At 66.3% G+C, this 12441-nt stretch carries 16 protein-coding genes and 2 tRNA genes; 8 read left to right on the top strand and 10 right to left on the bottom strand.

Going from position 1 to position 12441, the window contains the following annotated elements; translation table 11 throughout:
* Positions 1-81: 81 nt before the first annotated feature.
* From ccmE to AC4GYU_RS09465, 5 genes are all read right to left on the bottom strand, one after another.
* On the bottom strand, positions 82-528 hold the full coding sequence (gene ccmE, locus AC4GYU_RS09485; protein WP_491086638.1) for a cytochrome c maturation protein CcmE: 447 nt from the start codon (positions 526-528) through the stop codon (positions 82-84).
* Positions 525-656, bottom strand: a complete 132-nt coding sequence (locus AC4GYU_RS09480; RefSeq protein ID WP_491086637.1) for a hypothetical protein — start codon at positions 654-656, stop codon at positions 525-527. Before AC4GYU_RS09480 ends, ccmE begins: the two co-directional genes overlap by 4 nt.
* Complete coding sequence (gene ccmC, locus AC4GYU_RS09475) at positions 653-1369, bottom strand: heme ABC transporter permease CcmC (protein ID WP_491086636.1); 717 nt, start codon at positions 1367-1369, stop codon at positions 653-655. The genes AC4GYU_RS09480 and ccmC overlap by 4 nt, the downstream gene beginning before the upstream one ends.
* Before the next feature lie 131 nt (positions 1370-1500).
* Positions 1501-2550, bottom strand: a complete 1050-nt coding sequence (locus AC4GYU_RS09470) for a Glu/Leu/Phe/Val family dehydrogenase (protein ID WP_491086635.1) — start codon at positions 2548-2550, stop codon at positions 1501-1503.
* Positions 2551-2588: 38 nt separating this feature from the next.
* Positions 2589-2665: transfer RNA gene (locus AC4GYU_RS09465), tRNA-His, on the bottom strand.
* Positions 2666-2757: 92 nt separating this feature from the next.
* On the opposite strand from AC4GYU_RS09465, the gene AC4GYU_RS09460 reads away from it, so the two are divergent.
* Together AC4GYU_RS09460 and AC4GYU_RS09455 are read left to right on the top strand one after the other, a co-directional pair.
* Complete coding sequence (locus tag AC4GYU_RS09460; protein ID WP_491086909.1) at positions 2758-3189, top strand: HIT family protein; 432 nt, start codon at positions 2758-2760, stop codon at positions 3187-3189.
* A gap of 169 nt (positions 3190-3358) precedes the next feature.
* Positions 3359-4003 (top strand): Crp/Fnr family transcriptional regulator, encoded by a 645-nt coding sequence (locus AC4GYU_RS09455; RefSeq protein WP_491086634.1) that lies wholly within the window; start codon positions 3359-3361, stop codon positions 4001-4003.
* Between the two features lie 105 nt (positions 4004-4108).
* Here AC4GYU_RS09455 and AC4GYU_RS09450 read toward each other — a convergent pair.
* From AC4GYU_RS09450 to lon, 3 genes are all read right to left on the bottom strand, one after another.
* Positions 4109-4183: transfer RNA gene (locus tag AC4GYU_RS09450), tRNA-Val, on the bottom strand.
* Positions 4184-4232: 49 nt separating this feature from the next.
* A complete protein-coding gene (locus AC4GYU_RS09445; protein WP_491086908.1) occupies positions 4233-4547 on the bottom strand; it encodes an HU family DNA-binding protein in 315 nt (104 codons plus the stop codon).
* Positions 4548-4588: 41 nt separating this feature from the next.
* Positions 4589-6982, bottom strand: coding sequence for an endopeptidase La (gene lon / locus AC4GYU_RS09440; protein ID WP_491086633.1), 2394 nt, complete (start codon positions 6980-6982; stop codon positions 4589-4591).
* 153 nt (positions 6983-7135) lie between these two features.
* On the opposite strand from lon, the gene AC4GYU_RS09435 reads away from it, so the two are divergent.
* Positions 7136-7318 carry a hypothetical protein gene (locus AC4GYU_RS09435; RefSeq protein ID WP_491086632.1) on the top strand — a complete coding sequence of 61 codons (183 nt, stop codon included), beginning with the start codon at positions 7136-7138 and terminating at the stop codon, positions 7316-7318.
* Between the two features lie 2 nt (positions 7319-7320).
* Here AC4GYU_RS09435 and AC4GYU_RS09430 read toward each other — a convergent pair whose 3' ends face one another.
* Entirely contained in the window at positions 7321-7836 is a 516-nt protein-coding gene (locus tag AC4GYU_RS09430; protein ID WP_491086631.1) for a CPBP family glutamic-type intramembrane protease, read from the bottom strand.
* A gap of 2 nt (positions 7837-7838) precedes the next feature.
* Positions 7839-8258 (bottom strand): hypothetical protein, encoded by a 420-nt coding sequence (locus AC4GYU_RS09425; RefSeq protein ID WP_491086630.1) that lies wholly within the window; start codon positions 8256-8258, stop codon positions 7839-7841.
* Between the two features lie 81 nt (positions 8259-8339).
* Here AC4GYU_RS09425 and dapF point away from each other — a divergent pair, with 81 nt between their 5' ends.
* From dapF to AC4GYU_RS09400, 5 genes are read left to right on the top strand one after another with little or no spacing between them, the layout of a single operon-like run.
* Positions 8340-9134 carry a diaminopimelate epimerase gene (dapF, locus tag AC4GYU_RS09420; protein ID WP_491086629.1) on the top strand — a complete coding sequence of 265 codons (795 nt, stop codon included), beginning with the start codon at positions 8340-8342 and terminating at the stop codon, positions 9132-9134.
* Positions 9131-10051: a signal recognition particle-docking protein FtsY gene (gene ftsY, locus AC4GYU_RS09415; protein ID WP_491086628.1), complete on the top strand. Its 921-nt coding sequence runs from the start codon at positions 9131-9133 to the stop codon at positions 10049-10051. The genes dapF and ftsY overlap by 4 nt, the downstream gene beginning before the upstream one ends.
* Positions 10048-10674: a septation protein A gene (locus AC4GYU_RS09410; RefSeq protein ID WP_491086627.1), complete on the top strand. Its 627-nt coding sequence runs from the start codon at positions 10048-10050 to the stop codon at positions 10672-10674. The genes ftsY and AC4GYU_RS09410 overlap by 4 nt, the downstream gene beginning before the upstream one ends.
* Entirely contained in the window at positions 10671-11633 is a 963-nt protein-coding gene (locus tag AC4GYU_RS09405) for an ABC transporter ATP-binding protein (RefSeq protein ID WP_491086626.1), read from the top strand. The genes AC4GYU_RS09410 and AC4GYU_RS09405 overlap by 4 nt, the downstream gene beginning before the upstream one ends.
* Complete coding sequence (locus AC4GYU_RS09400; protein WP_491086625.1) at positions 11630-12391, top strand: ABC transporter permease; 762 nt, start codon at positions 11630-11632, stop codon at positions 12389-12391. The genes AC4GYU_RS09405 and AC4GYU_RS09400 overlap by 4 nt, the downstream gene beginning before the upstream one ends.
* The last annotated feature ends 50 nt before the right edge of the window (positions 12392-12441 follow it).

The following is a 12441-nucleotide window of genomic DNA, read 5'->3' as shown; positions in this document are numbered from 1 at the left end:
TCTGCCTTCCTTGCGGCCCCGGCGCGCGTCGCACGAAGGCAGGCGGATCCCGGGTCAGGCCCGGGATGACCAGCAAGCTCGTCACTTGACCGTTTCCCTCGTCTTCAGCTCGGCCGCCTGGTTGCCCATCTGTGGGGGCATATAACGCTCGTCATGCTTGGCGAGGATCGTGTCGGCGGTGAGGCTGCGGTCGGGATTGAGCCGCCCTTCGGCGATCGCGCCGCTGTTTTCCTTGAACAGGTCGGGGACGATCCCGCGAAAGCGGACGGGTACATCGGCCTTGCCGTCGGTCAGGACGAAGGCGACGCTCACCCCGTCGGGCTGGCGCTGGATCGAGCCCGCCTTGACCATCCCGCCGAGGCGCACCGGAACGCCGATCTCGGCGCGACCGGCGGCGACGTCCTGGGGCGTGCGGAAATAGGCAGCGCGGTCGGCGAGGCCCCACATGGCGAGGACGGCAGCGCCGATCAGCGCGACCACGGCAAGGGAAACCAGCACCAGCCGCTGGTGCTTGGGCGCAAGGCTCATCGCGGTCGGCCGATCCTTTCCGCCTGCGCTTCGGCGCGGCGGCAGGCGGCGAGCGCCCAGAAGAGCAGGCCCGCGGTCCCGCCGATGACGACCAGATAGGCCGCGACCACGAATGCCCACTGGTTCATTCGGCGGCGGCCCTGCGAAGCCGGGCCTCGACCTTGGCCGAGGCGAGCTCGGCGCGCATCCGGAGCAGGACCACCGCGCCGAACAATGCGGAAAAGCCCGTCAGGGTGAAGCCCAAGGGCCAGAGCAGTTCGGGCGCGATGCTCGAGCGGGTGAGCTCGATGCTCTCGGCCTGGTGGAGCGTGTTCCACCACAGGACCGAATAATGGATGATCGGCAGGTTGATCGCGCCGACCAGCCCGAAGATCGGCGCGGCACGGCCCTCGGGCCCCCGCTCCTTCTCGGCCGCGGCAAGCGCCATGTAGCCGCAATAGAGAAAGAACAGCACCAGCATGCTGGTCAGCCGCCCGTCCCATTCCCACCAGGTGCCCCAGGTCGGGCGGCCCCAGATCGAGCCGGTGGCGAGGCATAGGAAGGCGAACAAGGCGCCTGCCGGGGCGATCGCCCGCGCGGCGACCCCGGCGAGCGGATGGCGCCAGATGATCTGCGCGGCGCTGGCGACGGCGATCCCGGTCCAGCCGCCCATGCCGAGCCAGGCGGTCGGGACATGAATGTGGAGGATCCGCGCGGTCTGCCCCTGGAGATAGTCGGGCGGAATGACGAACAATGCGCCGGCGATGCCGATCGCGCTCAGCACGAGCCCGAGCCCGAGCAGCCACGCGGTGGCCGGGCGGGCGATCTTCAGGAAGCGGGCAGGATTGGCGAAGCGGTGCATCGGTACGGCACCTTCTTAAACCAAAGTATCAGCTTGGAAATAGGCGGTTCAACGAGGTGGCGACGAAGTGCCGACGCCCCTCGACCTTGATCGGGACGACCGACGCCGTTCCCGCGCGACTGCATACCCCCCTAGCCCCGACCAATCAGCTTCTGGGCCATGGCGTCGGCAACGGTCGCGGGATCGCGGCCGCTCGACTGGCTTTCGCTCCAGATCGCCTCGAGGCGGCCCGGAATGCCCTCGATCCGCTCGCGCACGACCTCGGGGCCGCCGTCCTGCAGATATTCGGTCGAGACGTTGATGATCCCGCCCGCGTTGATGACATAATCGGGGGCGTAGAGAATCCCGCGCTCCATCAGCATCCGGCCATGGTCGGGCCGGGCGAGCTGGTTGTTGGCGCCCCCGGCGACGATCGGCGCGCGCAGCGCGGCGATGCTCGAATCGTCGAGGATCGCGCCAAGCGCATTGGGGCTGATGACGTCGGCTTCGAGGCCGAGGATCTCGGCCGGATCGGCGAGCTGGCCATTGACCTCGGCGGCAAGCCGGGCGGCCTTCTCCTGGTCGACGTCGGCGATGGTCAGGCGCGCGCCTTCCGCGGCGGCGCGGCGGGCGACCCCGCTTGCGACGCTGCCGGCGCCCTGGAGCGCGAGGTGGAGGCCCGACAGGCTGTCACGGCCGAGCCCGCGCTTCACCGCGGCCTTGATGCCGAGGAAGACGCCATAGCTGGTGTGGGGTCCCGGATCGCCGCCGACACTGCCTTCGGCGACCGGAAGGCCGGCGACGTGGCGGGTCTCGCGGCGTACCGCCTGCATGTCGGCAACGCCGATTCCGACGTCTTCGGCGGTGACGTAATGGCCGCCGAGCCGGTCGACCGCACGACCGAAGGCCGCCAGCATCGCCGGGGTCTTGGTGCGGTTTTCGTCTGCGAGGATGACTGCCTTGCCGCCGCCGAGCGGCAGCCCGGCCATGGCGTTCTTGTAGCTCATGCCGCGCGACAGGCGCAGCGCGTCGGTCAGCGCCTGCTCGCCTTGCGCATAATGCCAGAAACGCGATCCGCCCGCGGCCGGCCCGAGGTGGGTCGAATGCATCGCGATGATTGCCTTGAGACCGCTCGCCGGGTCGGTGACGAAGTGCACGGCTTCGTGCCCGTCGAAATCGGGCAAGCTCCAAAGATCGGTCATGTCGGGGGGCGGTCCGGATCGCTGTTTACTAGGAAAGATGGGGCGATCGACGGGACTTGAACCCGCGACCCTCGGTACCACAAACCGATGCTCTAACCAACTGAGCTACGATCGCCACGACCCTGCACTGACCGTCAAACGGCTTGGCACGGCGCGAAGGCCCCTTAAGGGTGCGTGGCTCCCGATGCAAGCAACAGCGACAGCCCGATGACCCTTTCCGATCCGCACGCGACCCTGCGCAAGTTCGGCTACCCCCATAATCTCGTCCACGAAGGCGCCCATTGGGCGGTGCTGGTGCGCCCTGCCCAGCCAACGCTCGGCAGCCTGGTGCTCTGCACCACGTCCGATGCGACCGCCTATGGCGACCTTCCGCCGGAGGCTTTTGCCGAGCAGGGAGACCTCGTCGCGCGAATCGAGCGGATGCTTCGACAGGCCGTCGACTACAGCCGCATCAATTATCTGATGCTGATGATGGTCGACCCCCACGTCCACTTCCACGTCATCCCCCGATACGAGGGCGAGCGGAGCCTCGCCGGACTGACGCAGGCCGACTCGGGTTGGCCCGCCCTTCCCGCGCTAAATCAGTCGCAATCCGCAACCGACAGTTTCTGCGAAACACTTCGCAACATGTGGGCCTGAGGAATCGCACGAAACTGCGGTTGCCAACTTACGTTAATTTACTTGCGAAGCTGTCATGCTGTTGAGATAATCGACCCGGGCAAGGGCGAAAGGCATTGCAGTGAGCAGACGTTTGAGAAGCGCTGCGGGCGCAAGTGTACACGTCGGGGAGGCGCTGACGAGCGCGGGTTTGCAGCCGGATCTGGTTGCGATCCTCGAAAAGCTTCCCCACCGGATGGTCGACGTCGATCCGCGACGTCCCTTCCGCGAAACGGGGGTCGAGCGGAACGAATTCTTCTTCGTCTACTCGGGCATCCTTTCCAAATATAAGACCGACGGCGCCGGGCGGCGGCAGATCATCGCCCTGCGGTTCGCCGGGGACGGCATCCTCCCGCGCGACACGCCGGCGGATTATGGCATCCAGGCGATCGTGAAGAGCAAGATCGCGGTCGGCCCGCGCAAGGACTTCGACGCGGTGGTCGACAGCCATCCCGAGCTCGCCCGCTTCTTCTGGAAGCTCGAGCAGCGGCATGCCTCGATCGGCTATGAGTGGCTGCTCAATTGCGGCCGCCGCGATTCGATGGCCCGCGTCGCGCATCTCCTGTGCGAGACGGCCGAGCGGAGCGGGATCGATGCCGCCAACCGGCGAATGTCCAATCCCTTCACCCAGCAGCAGATCGCCGACATCACCGGCCAGACGAGCGTCAACGTGAACCGCGTGTTCGCCGACCTCGAACGGCAGAAGCTGATCCGCCGCGAGGGCCGCGAGGTCATCTTCGAGGATTGGGGCGAACTTCGCCGGGTGGCCAGCTTCAGCGCGGGCTACCTCCAGTAAGCAAAAGGGCCGGTCGCCATGAGGCGGCCGGCCTTTTTCTTCGCGCGCACGACTGCTTCGCAGCGAACTACGGCGATCGATCCGGCGTAGATAGGAAGTGCGGCGTGGTGGGCGCGGCAGGGATTGAACCTGCGACCCCACCCGTGTGAAGGGTGTGCTCTACCACTGAGCTACGCGCCCACGCCTTGGGTGACGGGCGGTTAGCGAACCGCCCCCTGCCTGTCCAGCCTTACTGAACGGCTTCCTTGAGCAGCTTGCCGGCCCGGAACTTGGGCTGCGACGTGCTGTCGATCTGGAGCGGCTCGCCGGTCCGCGGATTGCGTCCGACCGAAGCCTTGCGCCGGGTCACGACGAAATTGCCGAAACCGACTAGGCGAACCTCGTCGCCGCGGCGAAGTGCATCGGTAATCACGTCCAGCATCGTTTCCACGGCACGCGCCGCGTCATTGCGGTTGAGCCCCGCCTGCTCGGCAACCTTACCAATCAAGTCCTGCTTATTCATTGGCTCACATCCCGCTACTCGCGGCCAAGCGCGATCATTGATTTAGATTAAGTTCGCGTAGTGCCGGACACGACCGCAAAAGGCTAGTGGCGAAGTGGCGAAACCGTCGGTCCCGCGCCAGGCGTCGCTTCCGCCGCATGTTCGTCGGCCTCGCTCCACTCGATCGGCTCGAGTTTGGCGCTAAGCGCCTGCGCCAGAACCTCATCAACATGGGCGACGGGCACAATGGTCAGCCCTTCGCGGATGTTCGCCGGAAGCTCGGCCAGGTCCTTCTCGTTCTCCTGCGGGATGAGCACCGTGGTGATCCCGCCGCGCAGCGCCGCGAGCAGCTTCTCCTTCAGCCCGCCGATCGGAAGCACCCTGCCCCGAAGCGTCACCTCGCCGGTCATCGCGACATCGCGGCGGACCGGAATGCCGGTCAGCGTCGAGATGAGCGCGGTCACCATGCCGATGCCCGCCGACGGTCCATCCTTGGGCACCGCGCCCTCGGGCAGGTGAACATGGACGTCCTTGCGCGCGAACAGGCTCGGCTTCACCCCATAGGCCGGCGCGCGCGCCTTGACGAAGCTCCAGGCGGCCTGGACGCTTTCCTGCATGACTTCGCCGAGCTTGCCGGTGGTGCGGATCTGCCCCTTGCCGGGAACGGTCACCGCCTCGATCGTGAGGAGTTCGCCGCCGACCTCGGTCCAGGCGAGGCCCGTCACCGCGCCGATCTGGTCCTCTTCCTCGCCGACGCCGAAGCGGTAACGGCGCACGCCGAGGAAGTCGTGGAGGTTCTCGGCGGTGACGGTGACCGCCTCGGCCTTGCCCTCGAGGATCTGGCGAAGCGCCTTGCGCGCGACCTTAGCGAGCTCGCGCTCGAGCGTCCGGACGCCGGCTTCGCGGGTGTAAAAGCGGAGAACGGCGCGGAGGCCATCGTCGGCGATGGTCAGCTCGCCCTCCTTCAGCCCGTGCGCTTCCAGCTGCTTGGGAATGAGATGGCGATTGGCGATCTCGACCTTCTCGTCCTCGGTGTAGCCCTCGAGGCGGATGATCTCCATGCGGTCGAGCAAAGGCTGCGGCATGTCGAGGCTGTTCGCGGTGGTCACGAACATGACGTCCGACAGGTCGTAGTCGAGCTCCAGATAATGGTCCTGGAACTTGTTGTTCTGCTCGGGATCGAGAACTTCGAGCAGCGCCGCCGCGGGATCGCCGCGGAAGTCCTGGCCAAGCTTGTCGATCTCGTCGAGCAGGAAGAGCGGATTGCTGGTCCCGGCCTTCTTTAGGTTCGAGATGATCTTGCCCGGCAGTGAGCCGATGTAGGTCCGGCGGTGGCCGCGGATCTCGGCCTCGTCGCGCACGCCGCCGAGGCTCTGGCGGACGAACTCGCGTCCGCAGGCCTTGGCGATCGAGCGTCCGAGCGAGGTCTTGCCGACGCCGGGCGGGCCGACGAGGCAAAGGATCGGGCCCTTCAGCTTGTTGGTGCGGGCCTGGACCGCAAGATATTCGACAATCCGGTCCTTGACCTTCTCGAGCCCGTAATGGTCATCGTCGAGGACCTTCTCGGCCGTGACGATGTCCTTGTTGAGCTTCGATTTCTTGCCCCACGGCAGGCCGAGCAGGATGTCGAGATAATTGCGCGCAACGGTCGCCTCGGCGCTCATCGGCGCCATCGCCTTAAGCTTCTTGAGCTCGGCATTGGCCCGGTTGCGGGCTTCCTTGCTGAGGCGGGTCTTGCGGATCTTCGCAGCCAGTTCGAGCAGCTCGTCGCCGCCGTCCTCGCTCTCGTTGCCGAGCTCGCGCTGGATCGCCTTCAACTGCTCGTTGAGATAATATTCGCGCTGGGTCTTCTCCATCTGCCGCTTCACGCGGCTGCGGATCTTCTTCTCGACCTGGAGGACGCCAAGCTCGCCCTCCATGAAGGCGAACACCATCTCGAGACGGCGGGCGGGGTTGAGCTCGCCCAGCAGCGCCTGCTTGTCGGCGACCTTGACCGACAGGTTCGAAGCGACCGCGTCGGCAAGGACCGAGGGCTCCTCGATCTCGGCCAGCTGCACCCCGGTCTCTGCCGGAAGCCGCTTGTTCAATTTGGCGTAATTGTCGAACTGCTCGAGCACCGAGCGCATCAGCGCCTGCGCCTCGGTCGAATCGGCTTCTTCCTCGTCGACTTCCTCGACCTCGGCGGTGAGATGACCTTCCTCCTGGTGGAGGCCGACCAGGCGGGCACGCTTCACGCCTTCGACCAGCACACGGACGGTGCCGTCGGGGAGCTTCAGCAACTGCATCGCGGAGGCGATCACGCCGAGGTCGTAGAGCGCATCCCGGTCGGGATCGTCCTCACTCGGATCTAGCTGAGCGACGAGGAAGATCTGCTTGTCCTGACCCATCGCCGCCTCGAGCGCGGCGACGGATTTCTCGCGGCCGACGAACAGAGGGACGATCCGCTTGGGAAACACGACGATGTCGCGAAGCGGGAGGATCGGCAGAGTGACGGTCAAGTTGGATAGGCTCCTTGGCGCCGCGAGGATACGCGGCCCTTGTCCCTCATATGGGCCGCCCTGCCGGGCTAATCAATCGAGTGGGCGCAGCCTTCGGGAACCACGGGCTCGGCTCGTCTCTTGTCCGCCAGACGACATAAGGAGGTGAGCCCGATGGACGAGCGCGAGAAGATCAGCACTGGACCCAATGAGTCGCCCCGCAACGAGACGATCGCCGGCACCGGTGGTGGCCTTCCCGACGAGGCGGCGACGCCGGGCCGCGACCTTCCCGACCCCCCGAGCGACGAGGAGATCGCCCGGATCGCGCAGAAACTGGGTGCGCCGATCCCGAGCTAGGATCAGCGCTGCTGCTGCTCGAGGATGACGAGGAGCGCGGGGCCGAGGTTCTGCAGGCCATGCACGAGCATCGGCAGGAGAAAGGCCAGCACCAGGCTCCGCTGCTTCCAGACGAGGAAGACCGTCGAGAAGATCAGGAACGGCCACCAGATGACCAGCCCCCAGGCGACGGCCTGGAGCGAGTGGGCGATGCCCCAGCCGAGCGAACTCAGCAGGATCGCCGGAAGCAAGCCGAACAGGCGATTGAGGAGCAGCAATACGCTGCCCATGATCAGCGTCTCGACGACCGGCGCGAAGATGACGAGGCCGAAGAATTGCAGCTTCGGATCGACCACTGGGAATTCCGGCCCACCCTGGGGGAACAGCCAGTTGGCGAGCGCCGACAATGCCAGCGACGGGATGAGCGCGAGCAGCCAGGCGAGCGGCACATAGGTCAGCGGCCGTTCCGGGCGGAACAGCCGCTCGGGCAGGAAAGCGAGCAAGGCGGGCCGCGGGACGGCCGGCACGGGTTCGCGCACGCTCAGCCCTGGCGCGGGCCGCGCGGCCCACGCGGACCGCGCGAAGGGCCGCCGGGCCGGTCGCCACGCGGGCCCGAGGGACGCTCGCCCCGCGGACCGCCGCGATTGTCGGTGCGCGGCCCGCGCGGAGCGGGACGGCTCGGACGGTCGGCACCGCGCTGGACCAGTTCGCCCTGGCGGGGCGGCGCCCGCATCGGTCCGCCATCCTTGGGCGCGACCGAATAGCCCTCCTTGAGGAGGCCGGCGAACGCGGCCCGCGTGCTTGCCGCGATTGCGTCCTGCAATTCCTTGGGAAGGTCGGCCATGGTCACGTTGCCGTGGATCGCCTGGACCTGGCGCAGGAGGTTGTTCGGCAAATTGCCGCTCGCCGCCTTCAGCGCCGCGATCGCATCGAGCACGGCGGAGAAAATCAGGCTTTGCATGACGTCTTGGGCAGCGCGGGGCATTAAGGCTCAACTCCTGAGCGGTAGACGAAGGTTCCTGCGCCCCCTAAGTCCGCCGCGATGCTTCGGCAATTCCACAAGATGCATGGCCTCGGCAACGACTTCGTCATCCTCGATGCGAGGGACGAGCCGCTGGCGATGACCGAGGCGCTGGCCCGCCACCTGGCCAACCGTCGCACCGGCATCGGTTGCGACCAGCTGATCCTGCTCGAGCCGAGCGACGTCGCCGACGTGGCGATGCGCATCTTCAATGCCGACGGGAGCGAGGTCGAAAGCTGCGGCAATGCCTCGCGCTGCGTGGTCAAGCTGACCGGCGCGCGCGACATTGAGACCGCGGGCGGGACCATCCACGGTGCCGTCGCGGGCGCCGAGGTCGAGGTCAGCCTGGTCGAACCGCGCTTCGACTGGGACGCCATTCCCCTCGCCTATCCGATGGCGACCGACCCGATGCCGATGGGCTGGGAAAATCTCGAGCGACCCCATGCGGTCAACGTCGGCAATCCGCATGTCGTCTTCTTCGTCGACGATCTCGACGACATCGACATCGAGGGACTTGGCCCCGGCATCGAGACCGACCCGGTCTTCCCCGAACGGATCAACGTCAATGTCGCGCAGGTGACCGGCGACAGCATCCGCCTGAAAACATTCGAGCGCGGGGCGGGCCTGACCCTCGCCTGCGGGACCGGCGCCTGCGCCACCGCCGTGGCCGCGATCCGCGCCAGGCTCGTCTCCTCCCCGGTGCGGGTGACCATGCCCGGGGGCGCCTTGACCATCAGCTGGTCTCCGGGCCAGCCCGTCCACATGCGCGGCGACGCGACCCATGTCTTCCAAGGTACGATCGACATCACATCATGAGCTGGCTCGACAAACTCACCGGCGGCTTCCGCAAGACCGCCGATCGCCTCGGCGACAATATCGGCGGGCTCGGCACGGGCGCGAAAGCGGCGCTCGACACTGCGACCCTCGACGACATCGAGGAAGCGCTGATCGCGTCCGACATCGGGCCCGAGGCCTCGAAGCGCATCCGCAACGCAATCGCCGCGCGCAAGTTCGAGCAGCTCGACGAGCGCGGGCTGCGCACTATCCTGGCGGAAGAGATGGAAGCGATCCTCGCTCCCGTCGCCAAGCCGCTCGACATCTGGGGCTTTCCGCGCCCGCATGTCATCCTCGTCATCGGGGTCAATGGCTCGGGCAAGACGACCACCATCGGGAAACTTGGTGCCTGGCTCCAGGAGCAGGATTATGGCGTGATGCTGGCGGCGGGTGACACCTTCCGGGCGGCGGCGATCGAGCAATTGCGCATCTGGGGCGAGCGCATCGGCGCGCCGGTCATCAGCGGCAAGGAAGGCGGCGACGCGGCGGGGATCGTGTTCGACGGGGTCAAACAGGCGACCGAGACGGGCATCGACTGCCTGATCGTCGACACCGCGGGCCGCTTGCAGAACAAGACCCACCTGATGGAGGAACTGGCCAAGGTCCGCCGGGTGCTCGGCCGCCTCAACACCGAGGCGCCGCACGACGTCATTCTCGTCCTCGACGCGACGACCGGGCAGAATGCGCTCAACCAGATCGAGGTGTTCCGCGACCTTGCCGGGGTCACCGGCCTTGTCATGACCAAGCTCGACGGGACGGCGCGCGGCGGCGTGCTGGTCGCGGCGGCGGAGAAGTACAAATTGCCGATCCACGCGATCGGGGTCGGCGAAGGCGTCAACGACCTCCGTCCCTTCGACCCCCGCGCGGTCGCCCGTGCCATTGCGGGGCTGCCGGCATGAGCGCCGTGCCAGCCAAGGGGGCGGAACCCACCGGCGGCGCGAAGCTGCTGATCGACCTCGGGCCACTGCTCGTCTTCTTCGCGGTCAATTTCCTGGCGCCAGTGCCGGGCATCGCCAAGATCTTCGTCGCAACCGGCGCCTTCATGATCGCGATGGTCGCCGCGGTGGCCTATTCGGCGATCCGCTTCCGCCACGTGTCGCCGCTCCTCTGGTTCAGCGGGATCATGGTGGTGATCCTCGGCGGCCTCACCTTGTGGCTGCACAACGAGACCTTCATCAAGCTCAAGCCCACCATCTATTACTGGTTCGTCGCGGCGCTGCTCGGCTTCGGGCTGTGGAAGGACAAGCCGCTGCTGAAGATGGTGCTGGGGTCGGCCTATCCAGGCCTCAGCGACCTCGGCTGGAAGAAGCTCACGCGCAACTGGGCGATCTTCTTCCTCGCGATGGGCGTCCTCAACGAACTGGTCTGGCGCAACAGCAGCACCGACTTCTGGGTCGGGTTCAAATTGTGGGGGGCAATTCCCCTCACCTTCCTGTTCGCCGCCGCCAACCTGCCGATGCTGATGCGCCACGGCCTCACCGCCGAGGACAAGACGCCGGCCGAACCGGGACCGATCGAATGAGCGAACAGAGCAGGAAGGCCGACCGGGCGCTGTCGATCCGCGGCCTGCGCAAGGCCTATGCGAGCGGCACCGAGGCGCTGAAGAGCGTCGATCTCGACATCGCCCACGGCGAGATCTTCGCGCTCCTGGGCCCCAACGGCGCGGGCAAGACGACACTCATCTCGATCGTCTGCGGGCTGGTCTCGGCGACCGGCGGCGAGGTGCTGGTCAATGGCGAGCATTGGCGTGACCGCTACAAGGCGGCGCGGCGGCAGATCGGGCTGGTGCCGCAGGAAATGAACATCGACGTGTTCGAGCCGGTCTGGAACACGATCGCCTTCAGCCGCGAACTGTTCGGCCTGCCGCGCAACGACGCCTATCTCGAGCAGGTACTGAAGGACCTCACCCTGTGGGACAAGCGCAAGGCCATCCTCAAGGAATTGTCAGGCGGGATGAAGCGCCGGGTGATGATCGCCAAGGCACTTGCGCACGAGCCGAGCATCCTCTTCCTCGACGAGCCGACCGCGGGCGTCGACGTCGAGCTGCGCAAGGAAATGTGGGAAATGGTCCGCAAGCTCAAGGAGCGCGGGACAACCATCATTCTCACCACGCATTACATCGAGGAAGCCGAGGAGATGGCCGACCGCGTGGGCGTTATCAACAAGGGCGAACTGATCCTCGTCGAGGAGAAAGCCGAGCTTATGAAGAAGCTCGGCCGCAAGACGCTGCACCTGCAGCTCGCCGAGCCGCTGCCGACGGTCCCGACCGCGCTCGCGTCCTGGGCTCCGCAATTGTCCGAGGATGGCATGACCCTCACCTATGACTTCGACCGCCATGCCGAGAAGACCGGCATCCCCTCGCTGCTCGCGGCGATGCGTGACGAGGGGATCGCCTTCAAGGACCTCGATACCAAGCAGTCGAGCCTCGAGGACATCTTTGTCGGACTGATCCGGGATGAAAATACGGGAGCGCGCGCATGAACATTCGCGGGATTCTCGCCATCTACAAGTTCGAGATGCACCGATTCCGGCGGACGCTGTGGACCGGCCTTGCCGTGCCGGTCATCACCACCAGCCTTTATTTCGTCGTCTTCGGCTCGGCCATCGGCAGCCGGATGACCGAGGTCGGCGGCATTCCCTATGGCGCCTTCATCGTGCCGGGGCTGATGATGCTGTCGCTGTTTACCGAGAGCATCTTCAACGCGAGCTTCGGCATCCACATGCCGCGCTTCACCGGCACCATCTACGAGATTCTTTCCGCGCCCTTGAGCGCGATTGAGACGGTGATCGGCTATGTCGGGGCGGCCGCGAGCAAGGCGACGATCGTGAGCCTCGTCATCTTCGCGACGGCGCACCTGTTCGTCCCCTTGCGGGTCGAGCATCCCCTGCTGGCGCTCGCCTTCCTGCTGCTAGTCGCGGTGACCTTCTGCCTGTTCGGCTTCATCATCGGGGTCTGGGCCAAGGGGTTCGAGCAGCTGCAGGTAATCCCGCTGCTGGTGGTGACTCCCCTGACCTTCCTCGGCGGGGCCTTCTACTCGATCGAGATGCTGCCCGAACCGTGGCGGACGATCACCCTCTTCAATCCGGTGGTCTATCTGATCAACGGCTTCCGCTGGACCTTCTTCGGCACCGCGGACGTGAGCTTCGGGGTGGCGCTGGCGGCGACGCTGGCCTTTGCGGCGGCGTGTCTTGCCGGGATCTGGTGGATCTTCCGGACCGGCTACCGGCTCAAGGCCTAGATAAGGAAACGTCGTCCCCGCGCAGGCAGGGACGACGTTCTCCAGCTTGA

The organism is Sphingomonas sp. SP2 (assembly GCF_058313385.1).
This window is presented reverse-complemented; position numbering and strand designations above follow the sequence as displayed.

What these genes read in the sequence shown, in the direction of transcription:
- ccmE (WP_491086638.1), bottom strand. Translation starts at nt 528, where the DNA reads ATGAGCCTTGCGCCCAAGCACCAGCGGCTGGTGCTGGTTTCCCTTGCC.
- AC4GYU_RS09480 (WP_491086637.1), bottom strand. Translation starts at nt 656, where the DNA reads ATGAACCAGTGGGCATTCGTGGTCGCGGCCTATCTGGTCGTCATCGGC.
- ccmC (WP_491086636.1), bottom strand. Translation starts at nt 1,369, where the DNA reads ATGCACCGCTTCGCCAATCCTGCCCGCTTCCTGAAGATCGCCCGCCCG.
- AC4GYU_RS09470 (WP_491086635.1), bottom strand. Translation starts at nt 2,550, where the DNA reads ATGACCGATCTTTGGAGCTTGCCCGATTTCGACGGGCACGAAGCCGTG.
- AC4GYU_RS09460 (WP_491086909.1), top strand. Translation starts at nt 2,758, where the DNA reads ATGACCCTTTCCGATCCGCACGCGACCCTGCGCAAGTTCGGCTACCCC.
- AC4GYU_RS09435 (WP_491086632.1), top strand. Translation starts at nt 7,136, where the DNA reads ATGGACGAGCGCGAGAAGATCAGCACTGGACCCAATGAGTCGCCCCGC.
- AC4GYU_RS09425 (WP_491086630.1), bottom strand. Translation starts at nt 8,258, where the DNA reads ATGCAAAGCCTGATTTTCTCCGCCGTGCTCGATGCGATCGCGGCGCTG.
- dapF (WP_491086629.1), top strand. Translation starts at nt 8,340, where the DNA reads ATGCTTCGGCAATTCCACAAGATGCATGGCCTCGGCAACGACTTCGTC.
- ftsY (WP_491086628.1), top strand. Translation starts at nt 9,131, where the DNA reads ATGAGCTGGCTCGACAAACTCACCGGCGGCTTCCGCAAGACCGCCGAT.
- AC4GYU_RS09410 (WP_491086627.1), top strand. Translation starts at nt 10,048, where the DNA reads ATGAGCGCCGTGCCAGCCAAGGGGGCGGAACCCACCGGCGGCGCGAAG.
- AC4GYU_RS09405 (WP_491086626.1), top strand. Translation starts at nt 10,671, where the DNA reads ATGAGCGAACAGAGCAGGAAGGCCGACCGGGCGCTGTCGATCCGCGGC.
- AC4GYU_RS09400 (WP_491086625.1), top strand. Translation starts at nt 11,630, where the DNA reads ATGAACATTCGCGGGATTCTCGCCATCTACAAGTTCGAGATGCACCGA.